At 68.4% G+C, this 19,996-nt stretch carries 21 protein-coding genes and 1 riboswitch; of the genes, 14 read left to right on the plus strand and 7 right to left on the minus strand.

Annotated elements, in window-relative coordinates; translation table 11 throughout:
• Positions 1–123: 123 nt before the first annotated feature.
• The 4 genes from FLW16_RS30245 to FLW16_RS30260 form a co-directional block, all read right to left on the minus strand.
• Complete coding sequence (locus tag FLW16_RS30245; protein WP_142563545.1) at positions 124–303, minus strand: hypothetical protein; 180 nt, start codon at positions 301–303, stop codon at positions 124–126.
• Between the two features lie 61 nt (positions 304–364).
• Positions 365–901 (minus strand): YbhB/YbcL family Raf kinase inhibitor-like protein, encoded by a 537-nt coding sequence (locus FLW16_RS30250; protein ID WP_142563659.1) that lies wholly within the window; start codon positions 899–901, stop codon positions 365–367.
• 19 nt (positions 902–920) lie between these two features.
• Positions 921–1,727 (minus strand): ABC transporter ATP-binding protein, encoded by an 807-nt coding sequence (locus FLW16_RS30255; protein ID WP_396686879.1) that lies wholly within the window; start codon positions 1,725–1,727, stop codon positions 921–923.
• A 22-nt stretch (positions 1,728–1,749) separates the two neighbouring features.
• Entirely contained in the window at positions 1,750–2,655 is a 906-nt protein-coding gene (locus tag FLW16_RS30260; protein WP_142563547.1) for an ABC transporter permease, read from the minus strand.
• A gap of 392 nt (positions 2,656–3,047) precedes the next feature.
• Here FLW16_RS30260 and FLW16_RS30265 point away from each other — a divergent pair, with 392 nt between their 5' ends.
• The 5 genes from FLW16_RS30265 (at position 3,048) to FLW16_RS30285 (ending at position 8,779) form a co-directional block, all read left to right on the plus strand.
• The gene (locus FLW16_RS30265; RefSeq protein ID WP_142563548.1) at positions 3,048–4,733 is read left to right on the plus strand and encodes an ABC transporter substrate-binding protein; all 1,686 of its coding nucleotides are present in this window, start codon (positions 3,048–3,050) and stop codon (positions 4,731–4,733) included.
• Positions 4,734–4,867: 134 nt separating this feature from the next.
• Positions 4,868–5,794, plus strand: coding sequence for an ABC transporter permease (locus FLW16_RS30270; protein WP_142563549.1), 927 nt, complete (start codon positions 4,868–4,870; stop codon positions 5,792–5,794).
• Entirely contained in the window at positions 5,787–6,734 is a 948-nt protein-coding gene (locus FLW16_RS30275) for an ABC transporter permease (RefSeq protein WP_142563550.1), read from the plus strand. The genes FLW16_RS30270 and FLW16_RS30275 overlap by 8 nt, the downstream gene beginning before the upstream one ends.
• Positions 6,735–6,747: 13 nt before the next feature.
• Entirely contained in the window at positions 6,748–7,779 is a 1,032-nt protein-coding gene (locus FLW16_RS30280; protein WP_185949654.1) for an ABC transporter ATP-binding protein, read from the plus strand.
• Positions 7,763–8,779, plus strand: coding sequence for an ABC transporter ATP-binding protein (locus tag FLW16_RS30285; RefSeq protein ID WP_142563551.1), 1,017 nt, complete (start codon positions 7,763–7,765; stop codon positions 8,777–8,779). The genes FLW16_RS30280 and FLW16_RS30285 overlap by 17 nt, the downstream gene beginning before the upstream one ends.
• An 11-nt stretch (positions 8,780–8,790) precedes the next feature.
• On the opposite strand, the gene FLW16_RS30290 is transcribed toward FLW16_RS30285, so the two are convergent.
• Entirely contained in the window at positions 8,791–9,597 is an 807-nt protein-coding gene (locus FLW16_RS30290) for an S-adenosyl-l-methionine hydroxide adenosyltransferase family protein (RefSeq protein ID WP_260615724.1), read from the minus strand.
• Between the two features lie 106 nt (positions 9,598–9,703).
• On the opposite strand from FLW16_RS30290, the gene FLW16_RS30295 reads away from it, so the two are divergent.
• The 4 genes from FLW16_RS30295 (at position 9,704) to FLW16_RS30310 (ending at position 12,188) form a co-directional block, all read left to right on the plus strand.
• Positions 9,704–9,985, plus strand: a complete 282-nt coding sequence (locus tag FLW16_RS30295; RefSeq protein WP_079319307.1) for a DUF3263 domain-containing protein — start codon at positions 9,704–9,706, stop codon at positions 9,983–9,985.
• Between the two features lie 99 nt (positions 9,986–10,084).
• Positions 10,085–10,906, plus strand: a complete 822-nt coding sequence (gene otsB / locus FLW16_RS30300) for a trehalose-phosphatase (protein ID WP_142563661.1) — start codon at positions 10,085–10,087, stop codon at positions 10,904–10,906.
• 10 nt (positions 10,907–10,916) lie between these two features.
• The gene (locus tag FLW16_RS30305; RefSeq protein WP_142563554.1) at positions 10,917–11,516 is read left to right on the plus strand and encodes a hypothetical protein; all 600 of its coding nucleotides are present in this window, start codon (positions 10,917–10,919) and stop codon (positions 11,514–11,516) included.
• A 72-nt stretch (positions 11,517–11,588) separates the two neighbouring features.
• On the plus strand, positions 11,589–12,188 hold the full coding sequence (locus FLW16_RS30310) for a hypothetical protein (protein WP_142563555.1): 600 nt from the start codon (positions 11,589–11,591) through the stop codon (positions 12,186–12,188).
• Between the two features lie 37 nt (positions 12,189–12,225).
• Here the strand turns inward: FLW16_RS30310 and FLW16_RS30315 are convergent, their stop codons facing one another.
• Positions 12,226–13,386 (minus strand): sugar MFS transporter, encoded by a 1,161-nt coding sequence (locus FLW16_RS30315; protein WP_185949655.1) that lies wholly within the window; start codon positions 13,384–13,386, stop codon positions 12,226–12,228.
• Between the two features lie 152 nt (positions 13,387–13,538).
• Positions 13,539–14,963 (minus strand): trehalose-6-phosphate synthase, encoded by a 1,425-nt coding sequence (locus tag FLW16_RS30320; RefSeq protein WP_142563557.1) that lies wholly within the window; start codon positions 14,961–14,963, stop codon positions 13,539–13,541.
• 103 nt (positions 14,964–15,066) lie between these two features.
• On the opposite strand from FLW16_RS30320, the gene FLW16_RS30325 reads away from it, so the two are divergent.
• The 5 genes from FLW16_RS30325 to groL all read left to right on the plus strand — a co-directional run bounded on the left by FLW16_RS30325 (position 15,067) and on the right by groL (position 19,980).
• A complete protein-coding gene (locus tag FLW16_RS30325) occupies positions 15,067–15,618 on the plus strand; it encodes an RNA polymerase sigma factor (protein WP_142563558.1) in 552 nt (183 codons plus the stop codon).
• A 96-nt stretch (positions 15,619–15,714) separates the two neighbouring features.
• A riboswitch (SAM riboswitch) is annotated at positions 15,715–15,854 on the plus strand.
• Entirely contained in the window at positions 15,848–17,131 is a 1,284-nt protein-coding gene (gene thrC / locus FLW16_RS30330; protein WP_396686860.1) for a threonine synthase, read from the plus strand. (Overlaps the previous riboswitch by 7 nt.)
• 45 nt (positions 17,132–17,176) lie before the next feature.
• Positions 17,177–17,452, plus strand: a complete 276-nt coding sequence (locus FLW16_RS30335) for a MoaD/ThiS family protein (RefSeq protein ID WP_030509193.1) — start codon at positions 17,177–17,179, stop codon at positions 17,450–17,452.
• Between the two features lie 256 nt (positions 17,453–17,708).
• Positions 17,709–17,909, plus strand: coding sequence for a cold-shock protein (locus tag FLW16_RS30340; RefSeq protein ID WP_030509192.1), 201 nt, complete (start codon positions 17,709–17,711; stop codon positions 17,907–17,909).
• A gap of 448 nt (positions 17,910–18,357) precedes the next feature.
• Positions 18,358–19,980, plus strand: a complete 1,623-nt coding sequence (groL, locus tag FLW16_RS30345) for a chaperonin GroEL (RefSeq protein ID WP_079319299.1) — start codon at positions 18,358–18,360, stop codon at positions 19,978–19,980.
• Positions 19,981–19,996: the final 16 nt, after the last annotated feature.

Below are 19,996 nucleotides of genomic sequence, written 5' to 3' on the forward strand. Positions count from 1 at the left end.
CAGTCATCGATCTTGACGTACAGTGCGGTGAGAAGGGTGTTGATGTCTGTCGTCACAAACGGATCATCGACACCCTTCGCCCTTTCCCACAGCCCGCCTCACAGCGACTTAGGACTTACTCGTCTAGTTGGGCGAGGCCGGCGAGTCGAATCCGGCGCGCAGGTGGGTGCGCCTGGCGATCTGGGCCTGCAGGCGGGCCATCTGCCAGTGCAGCTCGATGAGCTGCTCGGCGATCAGCCCGACGGGAAGCTCCGAGGGATCTTCGGCGGCCAGATTGTCGATCGCCGTTGCCAGCTCGCTCATCCGCCCCTCCCCTATGTCGAATCTCCGTTCGAATCATAGTGGAACGAGCGGCCCTTTCGCATCAGGTTTCGTACACAGGTGCGATATAGCCGCGGGCGAGGCTGTTGGCGGTGATGTTGAAGCCGACCACGGCCGGCGGCGTGTCGGTGTCCACGCCCAGGGACTCCACGCTCAGGGCGTGCACGGCGAACAGGTAGCGGTGCGGGTGACCGGGGGGCGGCGCCGCCCCGCCGTACTCCTTGGTGCTGAAGTCGTTGCGCGCGTGCTTGGCGCCCTCCGGCAGCCCCTTGAAGTCGGGCCCGTTGCCCGCGCCCGCCGGCAGCTCGGTGACGGTGGCAGGGATGTCGTACAGCACCCAGTGCCAGAAGCCGCTGCCCGTGGGCGCGTCGGGATCGAAGCAGGTGACGGCGTAGCTCCTGGTGCCCTCGGGGGCGCCCGACCAGCGCAGATGCGGGGAGACGTTCTGCCCGCTCATGCCCCAGTCGTTGAACACGTGGGCCTCGGGGAGCCGCTCGCCGTCGCGTACGTCGTCGCTCTCGACGGTCAGCGCGGGCACCTCGGGCAGATGGTCGTACGGGATAGGTGGCGGCGTCGGCACGGTCACCCCTCCGTTTCTCTCAGGCCTTGTTGTACGCCTCCAGGACCTCCTGGGGGTCGCCTTCCATTCTGATCTTTCCCTTGTGCAACCAGATCACCCGGTTGCACGTCTCCTCGATCACGTCGAGGTTGTGGGCGACCAGGAAGACCGTGCCGGCGGAGTCGCGCATCTGCTTGATGCGCTGCTGGCTCTTCTTCTTGAACTCGCGGTCGCCGGTCGCGAGGGCCTCGTCGATGAGCAGCACGTCGTGCGTCTTGGCGGAGGAGATGGCGAAGCGCAGCCGGGCGCCCATGCCGGACGAGTACGTCGACATGGGGAACTGGACGAAGTCCCCGATGCCGGAGAAGTCCACGATCTCGTCGTACTTTTCGCGTACCTCGGCCGGGTTCATGCCCATGGCGTAGCAGCCGAGGATGATGTTGCGCTCGCCCGTCAGCTCCTTCATGAGGGCCGCGTTGACACCGAGGAGGGACGGCTGCCCGTTGGTGTAGACGGCGCCCTTGTGCGGGGGCAGGAGGCCGGCGATCGCGCGCAGCAGCGTCGACTTGCCCGAGCCGTTGCGGCCGATGATGCCGATGGCGTCGCCGTGGTGGGCGACGAAGCTCACGCCCTTGACGGCGTGGACCTCCTTCATCTGCGGCCGGCCCTGCCGCCGCAGGATGCGCATCAGCGCGCTGGCCGCGTTGCCCTTCTCGGCGTCGCTGGCCGAGCCGTACACCTTGTAGACGATGTGGAGGTCGTCGACGATGACGGTCGGGGTTCCGGCCTTGGGATTCTGCGGGTTCTGCGTCTCTTGGGTTTGCGTCTCTGGGGTTTGGGGCGCCACCTGCGACAGCTCCTTGGTCAGCTCAGCCACGGCCGTACCTCTCCTCGGCCCGCCAGAAGTACCAGAAGCCGACGATCAGTGCGAACACTGCCCAGAATAGACAGGTAACCCACGCCCAGCGCTCGGGAAACCGCTGGTAGATCAGCAGGTCGCGCATGAACTCGATGTAGGCGGCGGCCGGGTTGAACTCCAGCGCCCACCTGAGGAAGTCCGGCAGGTCCTTCGTGCGGTCGTCGATGGCGTAGAAGACGCCGGAGGCGTACAGCCAGGTGCGCGTGATGAACGGCAGCAGCTGGTTCATGTCCCGCATGAACGCGCCGAGGCGGGCCATGAACATGCCCATGCCGATGTTGAAGACGAGCTGCATGAGCAGCACGACGGGGATCAGCAGCCAGAGCCAGCTGATCGGCTCTCCGGTGACGAGCACCAGGAGGACGAGCACGGCCATGGAGTAGCCGAGCTGCTGGAGCTCCTGGATGGTGTACGCCAGGGGGAGCGCGCCCCGGGGGAAGTGCAGCGCCCTGATGAGGGACAGGTTGGACGAGATGGACTTCGCCCCGCTGATCACCGTGCGCTGGGTGAAGGTGAATACCATGACCCCGGTGATGAGGAACGCCGGGTAGTTGTCGATCTTCTTGCTCTGCCCGAGGATGACGCCGAACATCAGCCAGTACACCGCGGCGTTGAGCAGCGGGGTCAGCACCTGCCAGAGCTGGCCGAGCATCGACTCGGAATACTTGGAGACGTTGCGCGAGGTGGCGTAGGTGAGGATGAAGTGCCGCCGGTCCCACAGTTGGCGCAGGTAGGCGGGCATGCTGGGGCGTGCGATGGCGCGTCGTAGTCCGTGACGCTCGGCGAGCGCGGCCAGCGACTCCGGGGCTCGGCCGCCACCCTGGGCCTCCGCGAGCGCGGATTCCGGCTGGCTCATGGCATGGACTCTATTGGATGGAGGTCGGTGGGACGGCTGTCGCACCGAACGTGGCTGCGACTGGTCAAAGGTAGCCCAGGACATCCTGATCCGGGGACGGGGGCGTGAGTGTCGCCCTCACCCTCGGCCGAAGGACTGGCCGTCTGTCGGTATATGTACTCTAAAGGGGGCTTTGATGCCGTGCTGGGCATTTAAGGTTGGGCTCACAGGAATGTGTGTGACGCCCGACTGACGCACGTGTGACCGAACTGCAACGTGCCGGAGACTCCTCTGGTGCGTCCGGTAAGGGATGCTCCGGACGACTGGCAGGACGTCAGCTGGTTTGACGATGCCCGGCAAACCGGGTGCCAACCAGCGCGAACGCCCATCCTTAGAGGGAGGACCAATCCACTATGCGCGTGACTAAGGGCGCGAAGATCGCCACCGGCACCGCGCTGCTTGCGCTCGGCGTCGCCGCGTGCGGCGGGGGCGGCGGCTCCAGTAGCGGTGGCGGGGACAACCCCCGGGCCGCCACGGGAACCGTCTACATCCGTGGTTGTGAGCCGCAGACCGGCTTCGTGCCCGGAAACATCAACGAGACCTGCGGTGGCACGATCAACGAGTTCGTGTACAGCCGCCTCGTCAAGTACAACTCGGACACGGCCGCTCCCGAGCTGGACCAGGCGGAGTCGATCGAGACCACCGACAACAAGGTGTGGACGATCAAGCTCAAGCCGGGTCTGAAGTGGACCGACGGCACGCCGGTCACCGCGAAGAACTACGTCGACGCCTGGAACTACACCGCCTACTCGCCGAACGCTCAGCTCGGCAGCTTCTGGTTCGGTGACATCGTGGGCTTCGACAAGGTCAACACCGCCGACCCCGACGGTCCCGACGGGCCGAAGGAGGCCCCGAAGCCGGAGACCGACAAGCTGAAGGGCCTGGAGGTCGTCGACGACCTCACCTTCAAGGTCACCCTGACCGCGCCCGTCGCCGTGTTCCGCACCAAGCTCGGCTACACGAGCTTCGCGGCGCTCCCCGACGCCTTCTTCAAGGACCCGAAGGGCTTCGCGCAGAAGCCGGTCACCAACGGACCCTTCAAGTTCGTGCAGTGGGACCACAACTCGCAGATCATCGTCGAGGCGAACCCCGACTACCCCGGGCCGGAGAAGCCCAAGGTCAAGAAGATCGTCTACAAGATGTACAAGGACGACAACGCGGCGTACGCGGACCTGGTCTCCAACAACCTCGACTTCACCGAGCTGATCCCGCCGTCGGCCCTCGCCGGCGACAAGTGGAAGACCGACCTCGGCGACCGCGCGATCGACGGCCAGCAGGGCGTCATCCAGACGGTCACCTTCCCGCTGTACGACAAGGAGTTCGGCGGCAACGCGGACTTCCGCAAGGCCGTGTCGTACGCGATCGACCGGAAGACGATCACCGACAAGATCTTCAACAAGGGCCGTGTGCCCATCAACGGCTGGGTCTCCCCGATCGTCGAGGGCTTCAAGGACGGGGCCTGCGGCGACCTGTGCACCTACAACCCCGCCAAGGCCAAGGAGTACCTCGCCAAGGCCAAGGCCGAGGGCTACACCCCGCCGGCCGAGTTCCCGATCTGGTCCAACGCCGACGGCACTCACAAGGAGTGGATCGAGGCCACGGTCAACAGCATCAACCAGGCCTTCGGTCCCGACGCCGGCGTGAAGTTCGTGCACAAGGACATGCCCACCTTCGCCGAGCTGCGTGACACCATCACCCAGCACAAGATCAAGGGCGCGTTCCGCACCGGCTGGCAGATGGACTACCCGCACATCGAGAACTTCCTCAACCCGCTGTACAAGACCGGCGCCTCCTCCAACGACGGTCTCTACAGCAACAAGGACCTCGACAAGAAGCTCCACGAGGCCGACACCGCCACCGACCCCGCGCAGGCCAACGCCCTCTACCAGGAGGCCGAGGCTATGCTTCAGCAGGACATGCCCGCGATTCCGCTGTGGTCGTACGGTCTGCAGGCCGGCACCTCCAAGTGGGTGACCGGAGTGAAGGTCACCCCCTTCGGCGTGCTCGACCCGCTGTCGATCGCGATCAAGGAAGCGTAGGGACAGCTCGTAGGTGAAACCCCCCGAGGCCGGTTCCCCACCGGGGCCGGCCTCGTGGGCTGTCCATTCGCGACTTCCCGTGTTGACCCACGGGGGGCGCATGTACGACCTTTAGCGTCAGATCGGAGGTGCGCATGGGCCGATACGCGATCCGGCGCCTGCTGCAACTCGTGCCTGTCGTGCTGGGCACGACCTTCATCATCAACTACATGGTCTGGCAGCTCCCAGGTGATCCGTTCGCCGGGAGATGCGGCCAGCGGCCCTGTCCGGACAGCTATGTCACGACCATGCGCGAGCAGTTCGGCCTGGACCAGCCCATCCTGGTGCAGTACTGGAGCTTCCTGAAGAACCTCTTCACCGGCAACCTGGGCACCGACTTCAACGGCGTCTCTGTGGCGAGCCAGCTCGGCGACGCCTGGCCGATCACCATCAGGCTCGCGCTGATGGCGGTGCTGTTCGAAGCGATCATCGGAATCGGCGCCGGCGTGCTGTCGGGGCTCAAGCGCGGCGGCTTCCTCGACAACGTGGTGACGATCTCCACGCTGTTCCTGCTGTCGCTGCCGATCTTCGTCACCGGTTACCTGCTGCAGTGGATCCTCGGCGTGCAGTTCGGCGTGATCTCGCCGACCGTGACGGACGAGGCGACGATCCCCGAGCTGATCGTCCCGGCGCTGGTGCTGGCCAGCCTCAACATGGCGTTCACCGCGCGGCTCACCCGTACGAGCATCGTGGAGAACCTGCGCGCCGACTACGTGCGCACGGCCGTGGCCAAGGGACTGAGCAACCGGCGGGTGGTCGGGATCCACCTGCTGCGCAACTCGCTCATTCCGGTGCTGACGTTCCTCGGCACCGAGGTCGGCTCGCTGATGTCCGGCGCCATCATCACCGAGGGCATCTTCAACATCCACGGCATCGGCGGCCTGCTGTGGCGGGCCATCAACGGTCAGGACTACACGATCGTGGTCCCCGTGGCCACGCTGCTCGTGCTCGTGTACCTGCTCTCCAACCTGCTCGTCGACCTCCTCTACGGCGTGCTCGACCCGAGGATCCGCTATGAGTGACCCGACCGCGACGCAAGATCTGATCAAGGGGGCGGACGAGCCGACCGCGAGCCCGGTCGCGGTCCGGGGCAGCCAGCGCAGCCTCTGGCGCGACACGTGGGACATCCTGAAGCGACGCAAGATCTTCTGGATCTCGCTCGTGATGCTGGTCGTGTTCCTCCTGATGGCGGCCTTCCCGTCGCTGTTCACGCACAAGGACCCGGAGTACGCCACGCTCGCCAAGAGCATGGAGCTGCCGAGCTCGGACGCGTGGTTCGGCTACGACCTGCAGGGGCGCGACGTCTACGCCCGCGCGGTGTACGGCGCCCGCACTTCGATCATCGTGGGTGTGCTGGCCACGCTGGCCACCGTCCTGCTCGGCGGTCTGACGGGCGTGCTCGCGGCCTACTTCGGGCGCTGGATCGACGCGATCGTCTCCCGAGTCGGCGAGATGTTCCTCGGCCTGCCGTACGTGCTGGGCGCGATCATCATCCTCGGCACCATCGCGCCGGCCCAGTCGAACCCCGGCAAGGCCATGATCATGGCGGTCGTGATCATCGTGCTCGCGCTGCTGGGATGGCCGATCCTCATGCGCATCGCCCGCTCGGCCGTGATCCAGGCAAAGCACCAGGACTACGTGCAGGCCGCCAGGGCGCTCGGCGCGGGTCCGCTGCGGATCATCTTCAGGCACCTGCTGCCGAACTCGATGGCGCCGATCCTCGTGTACTCCACGATCACGATCGGCAGCTACATCGGCGCCGAGGCGACGCTGTCGCTGCTGGGCATCGGCCTGCGCTCGCCGGTGATCTCCTGGGGCATCGCGATCGCCGACCACGCCTCGTACATGAGGACCGGGGCGCACGCGTTGCTCTTCCCCGCGGCGTTCCTGTCCCTGTGCGTGCTGACCTTCGTCATGCTCGGCGAAGCCGTACGCGACGCCCTCGACCCGAAGCTTCGATGAGGAGGCACAGCGAGTGACGGAAGTGCTTTCCGAGCAGGTGGGCAGAGGCTCCCACAGCGGCGCCCTGCTGGAGGTGGACGACCTCCACGTCGAGTTCCGCACCCGGGCGGGTGTGGCCAAGGCCGTCAACGGCGTGACCTACAGCGTGGACGCCGGCGAGACGCTAGCCGTGCTGGGCGAGTCGGGCTCGGGCAAGAGCGTCACCGCCCAGACCATCATGGGCATCCTCGACATGCCCCCGGGGAAGATCACCGGGGGCGAGATCCGCTTCCGGGGCGTCGACCTGCTCAAGCTCCCGGAGGACCAGCGCAGGAAGGTCCGCGGGGAGGGCATCTCCATGGTCTTCCAGGACGCGCTGTCCGCGCTGAACCCGGTCTTCCCGGTCGGCTGGCAGATCGCCGAGATGTTCCGCATGCACCGCGGCACGTCGCGGGCCGAGGCCAAGAAGAAGGCCATCGAGCTGATGGACCGGGTCAGGATCCCGGCCGCCAAGGACCGGGTCAACGACTTCCCGCACCAGTTCTCCGGCGGTATGCGACAGCGCATCATGATCGCCATGGCGATCGCGCTCGACCCGGAGATCCTGATCGCGGACGAGCCGACCACCGCGCTCGACGTGACCGTCCAGGCCCAGATCATGGGCCTGCTCGCGGAGCTGCAGCGCGACAGCAACATGGGCCTGATCCTGATCACCCACGACCTCGGCGTCGTCGCCGACGTCGCGGACAAGATCGCGGTCATGTACGGCGGGCGGATCGTCGAGAACGCCCCGGTGCACGACCTGTACAAGAACCCGGCCCACCCCTACTCCAAGGGGCTGCTCGAGTCGATCCCCAGGGTGGACCACAAGGGCCATGAGCTCTACGCGATCAAGGGCCTGCCGCCCAACCTGCTGGAGATGCCGACGGGCTGCGCCTTCCACCCGCGGTGCCCGTACCGGCGGGACAACTGCGTGACCGACGTGCCCCCGCTGTACACGATCAGTGGCACCCGCGGCAGCGCCTGCCACTACTGGAGGGAGGTCATCGATGCAGACGAAAACTGAGTCGATCCTCGAAGTCCGCGACCTGGTCAAGCACTTCCCACTCACTCAGGGCATCCTCGTCAAGCGGCAGATCGGCGCGATCAAGGCCGTCGACGGGGTCTCCTTCGACCTGCACCGGGGTGAGACGCTCGGCATCGTCGGCGAGTCGGGCTGCGGCAAGTCCACCCTGGCCAAGCTGCTGATGGCGCTGGAGCGGCCCACGTCGGGCTCCGTGCGCGTCCACGGCAGGGACATCACCACGGCCAGGGGCGGCGAGCTCAAGCGGATGCGCCGCAACATCCAGATGGTGATGCAGGACCCCTACACCTCGCTGAACCCGCGGATGACCGTCGGCGACATCGTGGGGGAGCCGTTCGAGATCCACTCGGACGTCGTGCCGAAGGGCGGCAGGCGGCGCCGGGTGCAGGAGCTGCTCGAGGTGGTCGGCCTCAACCCCGACCACATCAACCGCTACCCGCACCAGTTCTCCGGCGGCCAGCGCCAGCGCATCGGCATCGCCCGCGGTCTGGCGCTCCAGCCTGAGATCATCATCTGCGACGAGCCGGTCTCCGCGCTCGACGTGTCGATCCAGGCCCAGGTCATGAACCTGCTGGAGCGGCTGCAGAACGAGTTCAACCTCGCCTACATCTTCATCGCGCACGACCTGTCGGTGGTCCGCCACATCTCCGACCGGGTCGCGGTGATGTACCTCGGCAAGATCGTCGAGCTGGGCAGCGACGCCGAGATCTACGACAGCCCGACGCACCCGTACACCCAGGCGCTGCTGTCGGCCGTGCCGGTGCCCGACCCCGAGGGCCGGGAGACCCGCCAGCGGATCATCCTGCAGGGCGACCCGCCCTCGCCCGCCAACCCGCCCTCGGGCTGCCACTTCCGCACGCGGTGCTGGAAGGCGCAGGACATCTGCGCCCAGCAGACGCCCGCGCTCGAGGCGCGCCCGGGCAGCGACCACCCCAGCGCCTGCCACTTCGCGGAGGTCCGCGACGTGGTGAACGCCCAGTAGGACCGGCCGGGTCAGCGCCCGGGCGACAGCCGTACGTGCGCGCCCGGGGGCAGACCCAGGCGTTCGGCGGCGTCCCCGGCGTTGATCGCCATCGCGACCAGTCCGGCGGAGTCGGCGAACGCCACCAGGTCGCCGGGCGGCACGGCGGTGAACGTCTCCCGGAACGGCACGGCGACCTGGCGGCGCCCGAGCCACACGGCGATGGTGTCCCCGAGCCGTACGCCGAGCTCGGCCAGGTCGGAGGCGGTGATCGACAACTGGACGTTGCCGTGCCTGTCCACCGACAGCACCTCGCCCTCGGCCGCGCCGTCCCGCAACCGGCAGGTCGGCGACGGCAGGGTCACCAGGCGCTCCACCGGCATCGGCGGCCCCACGTCGGCGACCGCGCGTCCGGTGCACAGGTGGGCGGCCACCGGGGCGTACAGGTCGCGTCCAGGGAAGGTCGGTGAGACGCTCGCCAGGAACAGGTCCTTGTTCGTGATGTCGTAGGCCGCCTCGGCGCCTCCCGCGGCGCGGACGGCCCACGACAGGATGCCGTTGTCCGGGCCGAGGAACACCCGTCCCCCGGCCTCCACGGCGACCGCGCGCCGGTTCACGCCCACGGCGGGATCGACGACCGCGAGATGGACGCCGGCCGGCAGGTAGGGCAGGGTCTGCGCGAGGATGGCCGCGCCGCGCCGTACGTCCCCGGCGGGGACGAGATGACCCACGTCGATGATCCGAGCCTGCGGAGCGATGCCCGCGATCACGCCGTGGCAGGCGGCGACGAACCCGTCCTCCAGCCCGTAGTCGGTCAGAAGCGTGATGACAGAGCTCACACCACGTGACATTACGTCTGTCCTGCCCGGCCTGAACACCCCGGGTTCGTCTCCCGGGCTTGGCATTACCATGGGACGGGCCCGCGAGCCGATCGAGGAGGAGCCGATGGACACCGAACCGGCCGGCGGAGACGGGCTCGACCTCTCGGACCGCGACCGCGAGATGCTCGCGTTCGAGCGCCAGTGGTGGCGTTACGCGGGCGCCAAGGAACAGGCGATCAGGGAGGCCTTCGGCATCTCGGCGACCCGGTACTACCAGTTACTCGGGGAGCTGATCGACCGGCCTGAGGCGCTGGAGCACGACCCCATGCTCGTCAAGCGGCTGCGCCGGATGAGGGCCGGCCGGCGGCGCGACCGCTCGGCCCGCCGCTTCGGGCTGAACTCCTGACCCCCCGTGCTTTCCCCACCGCATGCATGAGCCCCGCTCTCGGGGCATGAGGCCGTCGAGGCGTACGCACGTGACCCCCTTCGGAGTGAGGCCATGGCCATGACCCTGCCCGCGCACGCAGGACTCGACGCGATCGTCGCCGATCCGGCCGGCGCCGTGATCGGGCTCGACTACGACGGCACGCTCTCCCCGATCGTGCCCGACCCGGCCGCCGCCCGCGTGCATCCCGGCGTGCCCGGCGTGCTGGCCGCCCTCGCCCCGCTGGTGCGCGCCGTCGTGATCGTCACCGGCCGTCCGCCGCGTACGGCTCTCGCACTCGGAGAGGTCTCCGGCGGGCCGTCCCTCGCCGACGTGCCCGGCCTGGTGATCCTCGGCCACTACGGGCTGGAACGCTGGGAGGACGGCCGCCTGACGGCCCCGCCACCGCCGCCGGGGCTCGACCTCGTCCGCGCCCGGCTGCCCGAGCTCGTGGGGGGCCTCGACGGCGTGTGGATCGAGGACAAGGACCGGGCCGTCGCCGTGCACACCCGGCGGTGCGCCGACCCCGCGGGGGCGCTTGAGGCGCTGCGCGGGCCGGTCGTGGCGCTGGCCGAGGAGGCCGGGCTGGCGGTCGAGCCGGGCCGCATGGTGCTGGAGTTGCGGCCGGCCGGAATGGACAAGGGCAGGGCCCTGTCGGCCTTCCTCGCCGAGCGGGACGCCCGCTCGGTCATGTTCGTCGGCGACGACCTGGGGGATCTCGCCGCCTTCGACGCGGTCGAGTCGGCCGGGATCCCCGGTGTACGGGTGTGCAGCGGGTCGACGGAGGTGACCGCCCTGGCGGAGCGCGCCGATGTGGTGGTGGACGGGCCCGACGGCGTCGTGGCCTTCCTCGGCGACCTCGTGGCAAGTCTCGGCAAGCCGTCTGCAAGCGGCCGGGCGTAGTTTCCTGGGCATGAGGAAGACGATCTCGGCCGCGGCGGCCGGCCTGGCCGTGCTCGCGGCGTCCCTGGCGGCTCCGGCGGCGGCGTTCGCGAACGACAGCGCGGCCACCAAGCCGCTGCACCTGCGCAAGGGCCTGACTCTCAGGATCCCGTCGTCCTGGAAGGTCGACGACAGTCGCAAGGACTGGCTCCGGGTCATCACCGGCTCGTGCCCGACCAAGGGCACGGACATGTACGGCTTCCGCGACTCGGGCTGCCACAGCTTCTGGGTCATGGGACCCAAGGCCATCAAGATCGGTCACGAGCTGTTCCAGAAGTACACGCCGGACGGCCCGTTCTATCCGGCCACCGACGTCGGGCCCTGCCCGGTCAAGAAGAACCTCTACATCCACCAGACCAAGCTCGCGGAGAAGGGGCTGCGGCAGGTCGGGCCGGGGCACAAGGCGTACTACCGCGACTGGGCGGGCACCTGCGGGACCATGACCTCGGGCAAGGTGAAGGCCCGCTTCAACCAGCGCGAATGGTATCTGCCGACGTCGAAGATCCTGGTGATCGACCAGTGGAAGACGCCGGGCCTGAGCACGATTCTCGAGAACGCCACTTGGAACTGACGCCGCGTTCGGTGACCTTTCGCCTATCGGGCCGCAAGTCGTCCGCAAGCGACCGCGCCTAGTGTGCCGGGCATGTTCAGAAAGACGATCTCGGCCGCGGCGGCCGGCCTGGCCGTGCTGGCGGCCACCCTGACGGCTCCGGCTGCGGCGTTCGCGAGCGAAAGCGGCGGCACCAAGCAGGTCCGTCTGCGGGGCGGCCTGACCCTCACGATCCCCAAGTCCTGGAAGGTGGCCACGACCGGCAAGGACTGGGTGCGCGTCATCACCGGCTCGTGCCCCACCTACGGCACCGAGGACTTCGGGTTCCGTGACTGGGGATGCCACAGCTTCTGGGTGCTGGGCCCGAAGGCGCTCAAGATCGGGCTCCGCACGTTCCAGGCGTACAAGCCGAAGTACGGCTACGACCCGGCGACCGACGTCAGCATCTGCCCCAAGAGCTACAAGCTGTACAAGGGCGAGTGGAAGGTCGCGGACAAGGGGCTGCGGCAGGTCGGGCCGGGCCACAAGGCGGACTACCACAAATGGGCGGCGACCTGCGTGGACAAGAAGTGGCGGGTGAAGCTGCACTACAACCAGCGCGAGTGGTATCTGCCCACGTCGAAGATCCTGATCCTCGACCAGTGGGACCACCCGCAGCTGAACGCGATCCTCAAGAACGCGACCTGGAGCTGACCGGCCTTCCGAACGGCCTTCCGAGCGGCCCGGACGTTCAGGAACGCGTCCTGGACACGGCCGCTCCTCCCGCGGCCATCGCGATCAGGGCGGGCGCGAGCAGGAACGCCGTGTGCGTCCCGAAGCCGTCGCCCAGCGCGCCGAGCACGAACGGCCCGCTGCCCGAGCCCACGCCCGCCCAGATCGAGGCCGTGCCCGACGCCTGGTCCGGCCGGCCTCCCGACACATCGATCATGCGCGTGAGGCCCATCGGGAACTGCACCGAGATGCCGAGCCCGCTGAGCGCGAGTCCGGCGTAGCAGACCGGCGCCGAGGTCCCGGTCCAGAACAGCGCCCAGCCCGCCAGGGTCACCCCGAGTGAGGCCAGCAGCACCGATCCCGGCGCGAAGCGCAGGGCCAGCCGGGCGCCGCCGAACCGGCCCGCCGCCATGCCGGCCAGCATCGCGCTCAGCCCGGTCGCCGCCACGCCCGGCGACAGCCCGGTCCGCTGGGAGAGCAGCTCGGCGGCCCACAGGTTGAAGGCGAACTCGAGGGCCACGCAGCACAGCAGGACCACCCCGGCGACGTGGAAGCGCCAGCCGTACGGGATTCTGCGGGAGGTCGCGGACGACGGCGGCGGCGGGGCGGGCACAGGCGGCACCCAGACCCGGCCCATGAGCAGGGCCAGCAGGAGGGTGGAGGCCACCGGCACGAACAGCGCGGACCGCCATCCGGCCGGCGACTCGGCCACCACGCTGAAGGCGTAGGTGGTGGCGATTCCGGCGGTCACGGCGACCGCGTTGGCCTCGCTGATGACGGCCGCCCCCGCGGGACCGTGGTGATCGCTGAGCACCGCCATCATCACGTACAGCGCCGTCGAACCGCAGCAGCCGGCGAGCGTGAAACCGGTCAGTGTGAACGGGAGCGCGTGCCCGAACGCGACGAGGAGCACCCCGGCGTTCATCCCGGTCAAACCGGCCCAGGTGACGACACGGCGCCCGAACCGCCTGGTCAGCGCGGGCAGGGCCAGCCCGCCCGCGATGCCGCCGAGTGCCATCCCCGTGCCGTGCAGTCCGGCGACGGCCTGGGACACGCCGAGTTCGGCGCGCAGGAGGGGCAGGGCGGCCGACAGGCCGTAGAGGTAGGTGGCGAAGGTGGCGAGCTGGAGATAGATCAACCAGGTGGGGCTGTCCCTGGTGACCTTTATGTTGCGGTCCAAAACCAGGCAAGGGTAGCGCAACGGATCATCCGGGAACGAGACCCGAGCACCCGGTGTGGCGCTCAGCACAGGGCGCCGGCGCGGATCAGCACAGGGCGTCAGCCCGGAGCAGCACAGGGCGTCAGCCCGGAGCAGCACGGGCGCCGGCCCGGTCAGCGCAGCGCGGAGAGCTGGTCCTCGAACCAGCGCTGAGGCGGCAGGGCGGTGGCGGCCTTCCGCAGCCGCAGGCCGCGCGTGAGCCGCTCCTGCTCCGGCAGCGTCAGCGCCTCGTACAGCGCCGCCGCCGTGCCGGACACGTCGTAGGGGTTGACGAGCAGGGAGTCGGCTCCCAGCTCGGCCGCCGCGCCGGCCTCGCGGGACAGCACCAGCGCGCATCGGGGCGACAGGATCGGTCCCTCCTTGGCCACCAGGTTCATGCCGTCCCTGATCGGATTGACGAGCAGGACGTCGGCCAGCCGGTAGGCGGCCAGCGAGCGCGGGTAGTCGTCGTTCACGTTGAGGATCAGCGGGTCCCAGTCCTCGGTCGCGTACTCGTCCTCGATCTCCTTGGCGCAGCGCTGCACGGCCGCCGTGTACTCGCGGTACTCCGGCAGGTCGTGGCGGGAGGGGTAGGCGAACGCGAGGTGGACGACCCGGCCGTGCCATTCGGGATGGGCGGCCAGGAACTCCTGGTAGGCCCGCAGGCCGCGCACGATGTTCTTGGACAGCTCGGTGCGGTCGATGCGCACGATCAGCTTGCGGTCGCCCACGAGGTCCCTGATCACGGTCATGTGCGACTCGACGTCCTGCTCGGCCGCCCGGGTCAGCAGCGCCTCGCCGTTCACGCCGAGCGGGTGGACGCCGATCCTGGTGGTCCGCCCGTCGTGCGTCACCGTACGGGCGGCGTGGTCCACCCGGGCTCCGAGCAGCGTCTCGCAGCAGTCCATGAAGGCGCGGGCCCAGCGCCCGGTGAGGAATCCGGCGTGGTCGGCGCCGAGGATGCCGGTCAGCACCTCCGCCACGACGTCCTCGGGCAGCAGCGCGAAGTATTCCGGCGGCGCCCAGGGCGTGTGCGAGAAGTGGGCGATGCGCAGGTCGGGCCGCTCGACCCGGAGCATCGCCGGGGTCAGCGTCAGGTGGTAGTCCTGCACCATGACGCGCGCCCTGTGGGCCGCCTCCTCGGCCAGGGCGAGCGCGAAGGCGCCGTTGTACGTGCGGTACGACTCCCACTCCCGCCGGAACCGCGTGCCGAACTCGGGGGCGAAGGGCGTGTTGTAAAGCAGGTGGTTGACGAACCAGAGGGTCGAGTTGGCGACGGCGTTGTAGGCGCGGTGGAAGACCGCGGGCGGGATGTCCAGCATGCGGATGGGCCCCGTCTCGAAGGCCCGGTCGAGCCGCCCGCCCGGCGCCTGGCGCACCGCGCCCCTGTCGCCGTCCGACAGCGCCGCGCAGACCCACAGGACGTCGGTGTCTTTGACCACCTCGGACAGGCCGGAGACGAGCCCGCCCCCGCCCCTGCGCATGGTCAGGCCGCCGTCGTCCGACAGCGTGAAGGACACGGGGCCCCGGTTGGACGCGATCAGAACGGTGCTGCTCATCTTGGGGTTCCCTCGATCAGAGCGGGCGCGCATGCCGGAAGATTAATAAAAGCCGACCTCCGTCAATAGGATGTCAACCGATCGCGGGAGGGCTGAATACGGCATGGCACTGGACGACACGACCGAGGACCTGGCCCGATCGGCTGCCCAGGGGGACCATCGCGCGCTCGGTGAACTGCTGCGGCGCATCGAGCCCGACGTCCTGCGGCACTGTGAGCGGCTTCTACCGTATCGGCAGGACGCCGAGGAGGCCGCGCAGGACACGCTGCTCGCCGTGGCGCGCAACATCGCGAGGTTCGAGGGGCGGGCCAAGTTCAGCACCTGGCTGCACATCGTGACCGTGAACTGCGCCAGGACCACCTACCGCTCGCTGAAGCGGCGCTCGTCGGAGCAGGCGGAGGAGCTGCCCGAGCAGCGGCCCGATCCCCGGCGGGTGAGCGTCATCGCGGGGTCGCGGCTCGACCTGCTCGACGCGATGGAGGCGCTCGAGACCGAGCGGCCCGACCTGGCTCAGGCGCTCGTGCTGCGCGACATCTGCCAGCTCGACTACGCGGAGGTCGCCGACCAGCTGAAGATCCCCCTCGGGACGGTCAAGTCCCGTATCCACCAGGCGCGCAAGTACGTGCAGAGTGCCCTCGGTGAGGCGTACGGCTGATACAGATCGTCTCGCTATGTGAGACGCCGGAACGGACACCGGGGACGCCGGGGTACAGTGCTAGGGACCTTTCCCGGAAGGTCCTACAACTGAACATGCTCATCCAGAGGGGTGGAGGGACCGGCCCTGCGAAGCCCCGGCAACCTCCCCGGTGTCGAACTCGTGCCCACGAGGCCCGGCCGGGACAGGTGCCAATTCCGGCTCGCGGCCAAGGTGGTCGCGAGCGAAGATGAGGGAAAGGCCTCGCTTCATGGCGCACACCAGCACTGCCGCGAACACCGTCGAGTTCGGCCCCGCCACCGGTCTTTCGTGTCGCGAATGCGGCGCTCTCTATGACCTCGGCCCGATCTTCGCCTGTACGGAGTGTTTCGGCCCCCTTGAGGTGGCGTACGACTTCGGCGAGGTTCGCCGGGAGGACATCGAGTCCGGTCCGGCGAACATCTGGCGGTACCGCTCCCTGCTCCCCGTTCCCGCCGGCGCGGCGGCCAAGCCCAACCTCCAGCCCGGCTGGACCAAGCTCGTGAAGGCCGACAGGCTGGCGGCCGAGCTGGGCCTGCGGTCGCTGCACGTCAAGGACGACTCGGGCAACCCGACCCACTCCTTCAAGGACCGGGTCGTCGCGATCGCGCTGGAGGCCGCGCGCAACTTCGGCTTCCACACCCTGTCGTGCTCCTCCACCGGCAACCTGGCCGGCGCGGTGAGCGCGGCCGCCGCCCGGGCCGGGCTGGACTCCTGCGTGTTCATCCCCGCCGACCTGGAGCCGGCCAAGGTGACCATGGCCGCCGTGTACGGCGGCCGCCTGGTCGCCATCGACGGCAACTACGACGAGGTCAACCGCTTCTGCTCCGAGCTCATCGGTGATGAGCTGGGCGAGAAGTGGGGCTTCGTCAACGTCAACCTCCGGCCCTTCTACGCCGAGGGCTCGAAGACGCTGGCGTACGAGATCGCCGAGCAGCTCGGCTGGCGGCTGCCCGACCAGATCGTCATTCCGGTGGCCTCCGGCTCGCAGCTCACGAAGATCGACAAGGGCTTCCGTGAGCTGATCAAGCTGGGGCTGGTCGAGGAGCGGCCCTACCGGATCTTCGGGGCGCAGGCCGAGGGCTGCTCGCCGGTCTCGCAGGCGTTCAAGGCCGGGCAGGACGTGGTGCAGCCGGTGCGGCCCGACACCATCGCCAAGTCCCTCGCCATCGGCAACCCGGCGGACGGGCCGTACGTGCTCGACATCGCGCGGCGGACGGGCGGCGCGGTGGAGGACGTGAACGACCAGGAAGTGGTCGACGCGATCCGCCTGCTGGCCAGGACGGAGGGCGTCTTCGCCGAGACCGCGGGCGGCGTCACGGTCGGCGTGCTGCGCAAGCTGGTGCGCGAGGGCCGCCTCGACCCCGACGCCGAGACCGTGGTGCTCAACACCGGTGACGGGCTCAAGACCCTCGACGCGGTGGCCGAGCACGCCCGTCCCGCCGCCGTCATCCGTCCCTCTCTCGACGCCTTCCGTGCGGCATTCGCCAACTGAAAGCGTTTCAAAAGGCCCATCGGCAGTAACGAAAGCGAGCGAACAATGAGCGTTTCCGTGCGGATTCCGACGATTCTCCGGACGTACACCAACGGAGCCGCGGAGGTGAGCGGTGAGGGGGGAACGCTCCGCGAGGTCCTGCAGAAGCTGGACGCGGACTACCCCGGCATCGGCGGACGCATCCTGGACGAGACGGGTAAGATCCGGCGTTTTGTCAACGTCTACGTCGGGGAAGAGGACGTCCGATTCGCCGACGGTCTGGACACCGCCACGCCGGACGGGGTGCAGATTTCGGTCATCCCCGCCGTCGCCGGAGGCTGAGCCGCCGCGCCGGGGCCGAGCATCTGACATGCACTTCTATCGTCCAAGAAGTCATGCGATGCCATGGCAAATGGTGTAGCTCTCAACTATTCAACAGCAAAGTGAATATTCTTCGATCCCGCTTTGAGCGAACGCCAAGTAGTAGTTTGCGGATTGACTCTGTTGTCCTACGCCTTGACACGGGTATGGTCGAGGACGATCGACAAAACCGGGGGCTTCTTGGGTGTGGTCCCCAGCCCAGCAAGAGGAGTCGGAAGTGGCGCAGGGCACCGTCAAATGGTTTAACGCGGACAAGGGCTACGGCTTCATCGCGGTAGACGGTGGTAAGGACGTGTTCGTCCATTACTCGGCAATCATGATGGACGGCTACAAGGCCCTCGAGCAGGGTCAGCGGGTTGAGTTCGACATCACGCAGGGTCAGAAGGGCCCGCAGGCGGAAGCCGTACGGGCCGTCTGATCCCGTCATCGACCTTGGAAGGCCCGGCACGCGGATCCGCGTGCCGGGCCTTTCGCTTGCCGTGTCGCCCGCTTCGCCATCGCGGCGCTGATATCCGCCGGTCGTGCCGGAGGCGCGCCGGGAGCGCGGCCTTCGTCGCTCGGAGTCGCTCGTCCCTCGCTCCGCGCGTTCCTCAGTCCAGACCGGCGGCGCGCCCCTCGGGCTCGCTCGGTGTCTCCCCGCTGCGCCGTCGGCTCGCTGATCTGGACATAACGTCCAAGCTGGTCAGCATGGCTTCCGCTTGCACTCGCAGGGGTAGAGTGCTAAATACTTGTTTGGCACTCTGAGGTCGAGAGTGACAACAACCGGGATCGGGGCGATGGGGCCCGCGCAGGGATAGCGGGTCCGCGCCGTCGCGGGCGTCGGCTCGGTCCGTTGAAGACACCCTGCTACTGGGAGGTCTAGCCTAATGGCAGCCAAGATGATCGCGTTTGACGAGGACGCCCGGCGCGGTCTCGAGCGCGGTATGAACCAGCTCGCCGACGCCGTGAAGGTGACCCTCGGCCCCAAGGGCCGCAACGTCGTGCTGGAGAAGAAGTGGGGCGCCCCCACGATCACCAACGACGGTGTCTCGATCGCCAAGGAGATCGAGCTCGAGGACCCGTGGGAGAAGATCGGCGCCGAGCTCGTCAAGGAAGTCGCGAAGAAGACCGACGACGTCGCCGGTGACGGCACCACGACGGCTACCGTGCTCGCTCAGGCGCTGGTCCGCGAGGGTCTGCGCAACGTGGCCGCCGGCGCCAACCCGATGGCGCTGAAGAAGGGCATCGAGGCCGCTGTCGAGCGCGTCAGCGAGGAGCTGTCGAAGCTCGCCAAGGACGTGGAGACCAAGGAGCAGATCGCCTCCACCGCCTCCATCTCCGCCGCCGACACCGAGATCGGCGCCCTCATCGCCGAGGCGATGGACAAGGTGGGCAAGGAAGGCGTCATCACCGTCGAGGAGAGCAACACCTTCGGCCTGGAGCTGGAGCTCACCGAGGGCATGCGCTTCGACAAGGGCTACGTGTCCGGCTACTTCGTGACCGACCCGGAGCGCATGGAGGCGGTCTTCGAGGACCCGTACATCCTGATCGTCAACTCCAAGGTCTCGGCCAACAAGGACCTGCTGCCGCTGCTCGACAAGGTCGTGCAGTCCGGCAAGCCGCTGGTCATCATCGCCGAGGACGTCGAGGGCGAGGCCCTGGCCACCCTGGTCGTCAACAAGATCCGCGGCCTGTTCAAGTCCGTGGCCGTCAAGGCTCCGGGCTTCGGCGACCGCCGCAAGGCCATGCTGGGCGACATCGCCATCCTCACCGGTGGCCAGGTCATCTCCGAGGAGGTCGGCCTCAAGCTCGAGAACGCCACCCTCGACCTGCTCGGCCGCGCCCGCAAGGTCGTCGTCACCAAGGACGAGACCACGATCGTCGACGGCGCCGGTGACGCCGAGCAGATCGCCGGCCGGGTCAACGAGATCCGCGCCGAGATCGAGCGCACCGACTCCGACTACGACCGCGAGAAGCTCCAGGAGCGCCTCGCCAAGCTGGCCGGCGGCGTCGCCGTCATCAAGGCCGGCGCGGCCACCGAGGTCGAGCTCAAGGAGCGCAAGCACCGCATCGAGGACGCCGTCCGCAACGCGAAGGCCGCGGTCGAGGAGGGCATCGTCCCCGGTGGTGGCGTGGCCCTGCTGCAGGCCGGCGCCAACGCGTTCGACAAGCTCGAGGTCAACGGCGACGAGGCCACCGGTGCCGCGATCGTCCGCAAGGCTCTCGAGGAGCCGCTGAAGCAGATCGCCGTCAACGCCGGCCTCGAGGGCGGCGTCGTGGTGGAGAAGGTCCGCAACCTCCCGGCTGGTGAGGGCCTCAACGCCGCGACCGGCGAGTACGTCAACATGTTCGAGTCCGGCATCATCGACCCGGCCAAGGTCACCCGCTCGGCGCTGCAGAACGCGGCGTCCATCGCGGCGCTGTTCCTGACCACCGAGGCCGTCATCGCCGAGAAGCCCGAGAAGGAGAAGGCCCCCGCCATGCCCGGCGGCGGCGACATGGACTTCTGATCCATCTGCCTGCTTC

Origin of the sequence: Microbispora sp. KK1-11 (genome assembly GCF_006874435.1) — a bacterium.
GTDB lineage: Bacteria > Actinomycetota > Actinomycetes > Streptosporangiales > Streptosporangiaceae > Microbispora > Microbispora catharanthi.

Excerpts from the sequence above, each read along its gene's own strand:
- FLW16_RS30245 (WP_142563545.1), bottom strand. The coding sequence starts at position 303 with ATGAGCGAGCTGGCAACGGCGATCGACAATCTGGCCGCCGAAGATCCC.
- FLW16_RS30260 (WP_142563547.1), bottom strand. The coding sequence starts at position 2,655 with ATGAGCCAGCCGGAATCCGCGCTCGCGGAGGCCCAGGGTGGCGGCCGA.
- FLW16_RS30265 (WP_142563548.1), top strand. The coding sequence starts at position 3,048 with ATGCGCGTGACTAAGGGCGCGAAGATCGCCACCGGCACCGCGCTGCTT.
- FLW16_RS30270 (WP_142563549.1), top strand. The coding sequence starts at position 4,868 with ATGGGCCGATACGCGATCCGGCGCCTGCTGCAACTCGTGCCTGTCGTG.
- FLW16_RS30275 (WP_142563550.1), top strand. The coding sequence starts at position 5,787 with ATGAGTGACCCGACCGCGACGCAAGATCTGATCAAGGGGGCGGACGAG.
- FLW16_RS30285 (WP_142563551.1), top strand. The coding sequence starts at position 7,763 with ATGCAGACGAAAACTGAGTCGATCCTCGAAGTCCGCGACCTGGTCAAG.
- FLW16_RS30295 (WP_079319307.1), top strand. The coding sequence starts at position 9,704 with ATGGACACCGAACCGGCCGGCGGAGACGGGCTCGACCTCTCGGACCGC.
- otsB (WP_142563661.1), top strand. The coding sequence starts at position 10,085 with ATGACCCTGCCCGCGCACGCAGGACTCGACGCGATCGTCGCCGATCCG.
- FLW16_RS30305 (WP_142563554.1), top strand. The coding sequence starts at position 10,917 with ATGAGGAAGACGATCTCGGCCGCGGCGGCCGGCCTGGCCGTGCTCGCG.
- FLW16_RS30310 (WP_142563555.1), top strand. The coding sequence starts at position 11,589 with ATGTTCAGAAAGACGATCTCGGCCGCGGCGGCCGGCCTGGCCGTGCTG.
- FLW16_RS30320 (WP_142563557.1), bottom strand. The coding sequence starts at position 14,963 with ATGAGCAGCACCGTTCTGATCGCGTCCAACCGGGGCCCCGTGTCCTTC.
- FLW16_RS30325 (WP_142563558.1), top strand. The coding sequence starts at position 15,067 with ATGGCACTGGACGACACGACCGAGGACCTGGCCCGATCGGCTGCCCAG.
- thrC (WP_396686860.1), top strand. The coding sequence starts at position 15,848 with ATGAGGGAAAGGCCTCGCTTCATGGCGCACACCAGCACTGCCGCGAAC.
- FLW16_RS30335 (WP_030509193.1), top strand. The coding sequence starts at position 17,177 with ATGAGCGTTTCCGTGCGGATTCCGACGATTCTCCGGACGTACACCAAC.
- groL (WP_079319299.1), top strand. The coding sequence starts at position 18,358 with ATGGCAGCCAAGATGATCGCGTTTGACGAGGACGCCCGGCGCGGTCTC.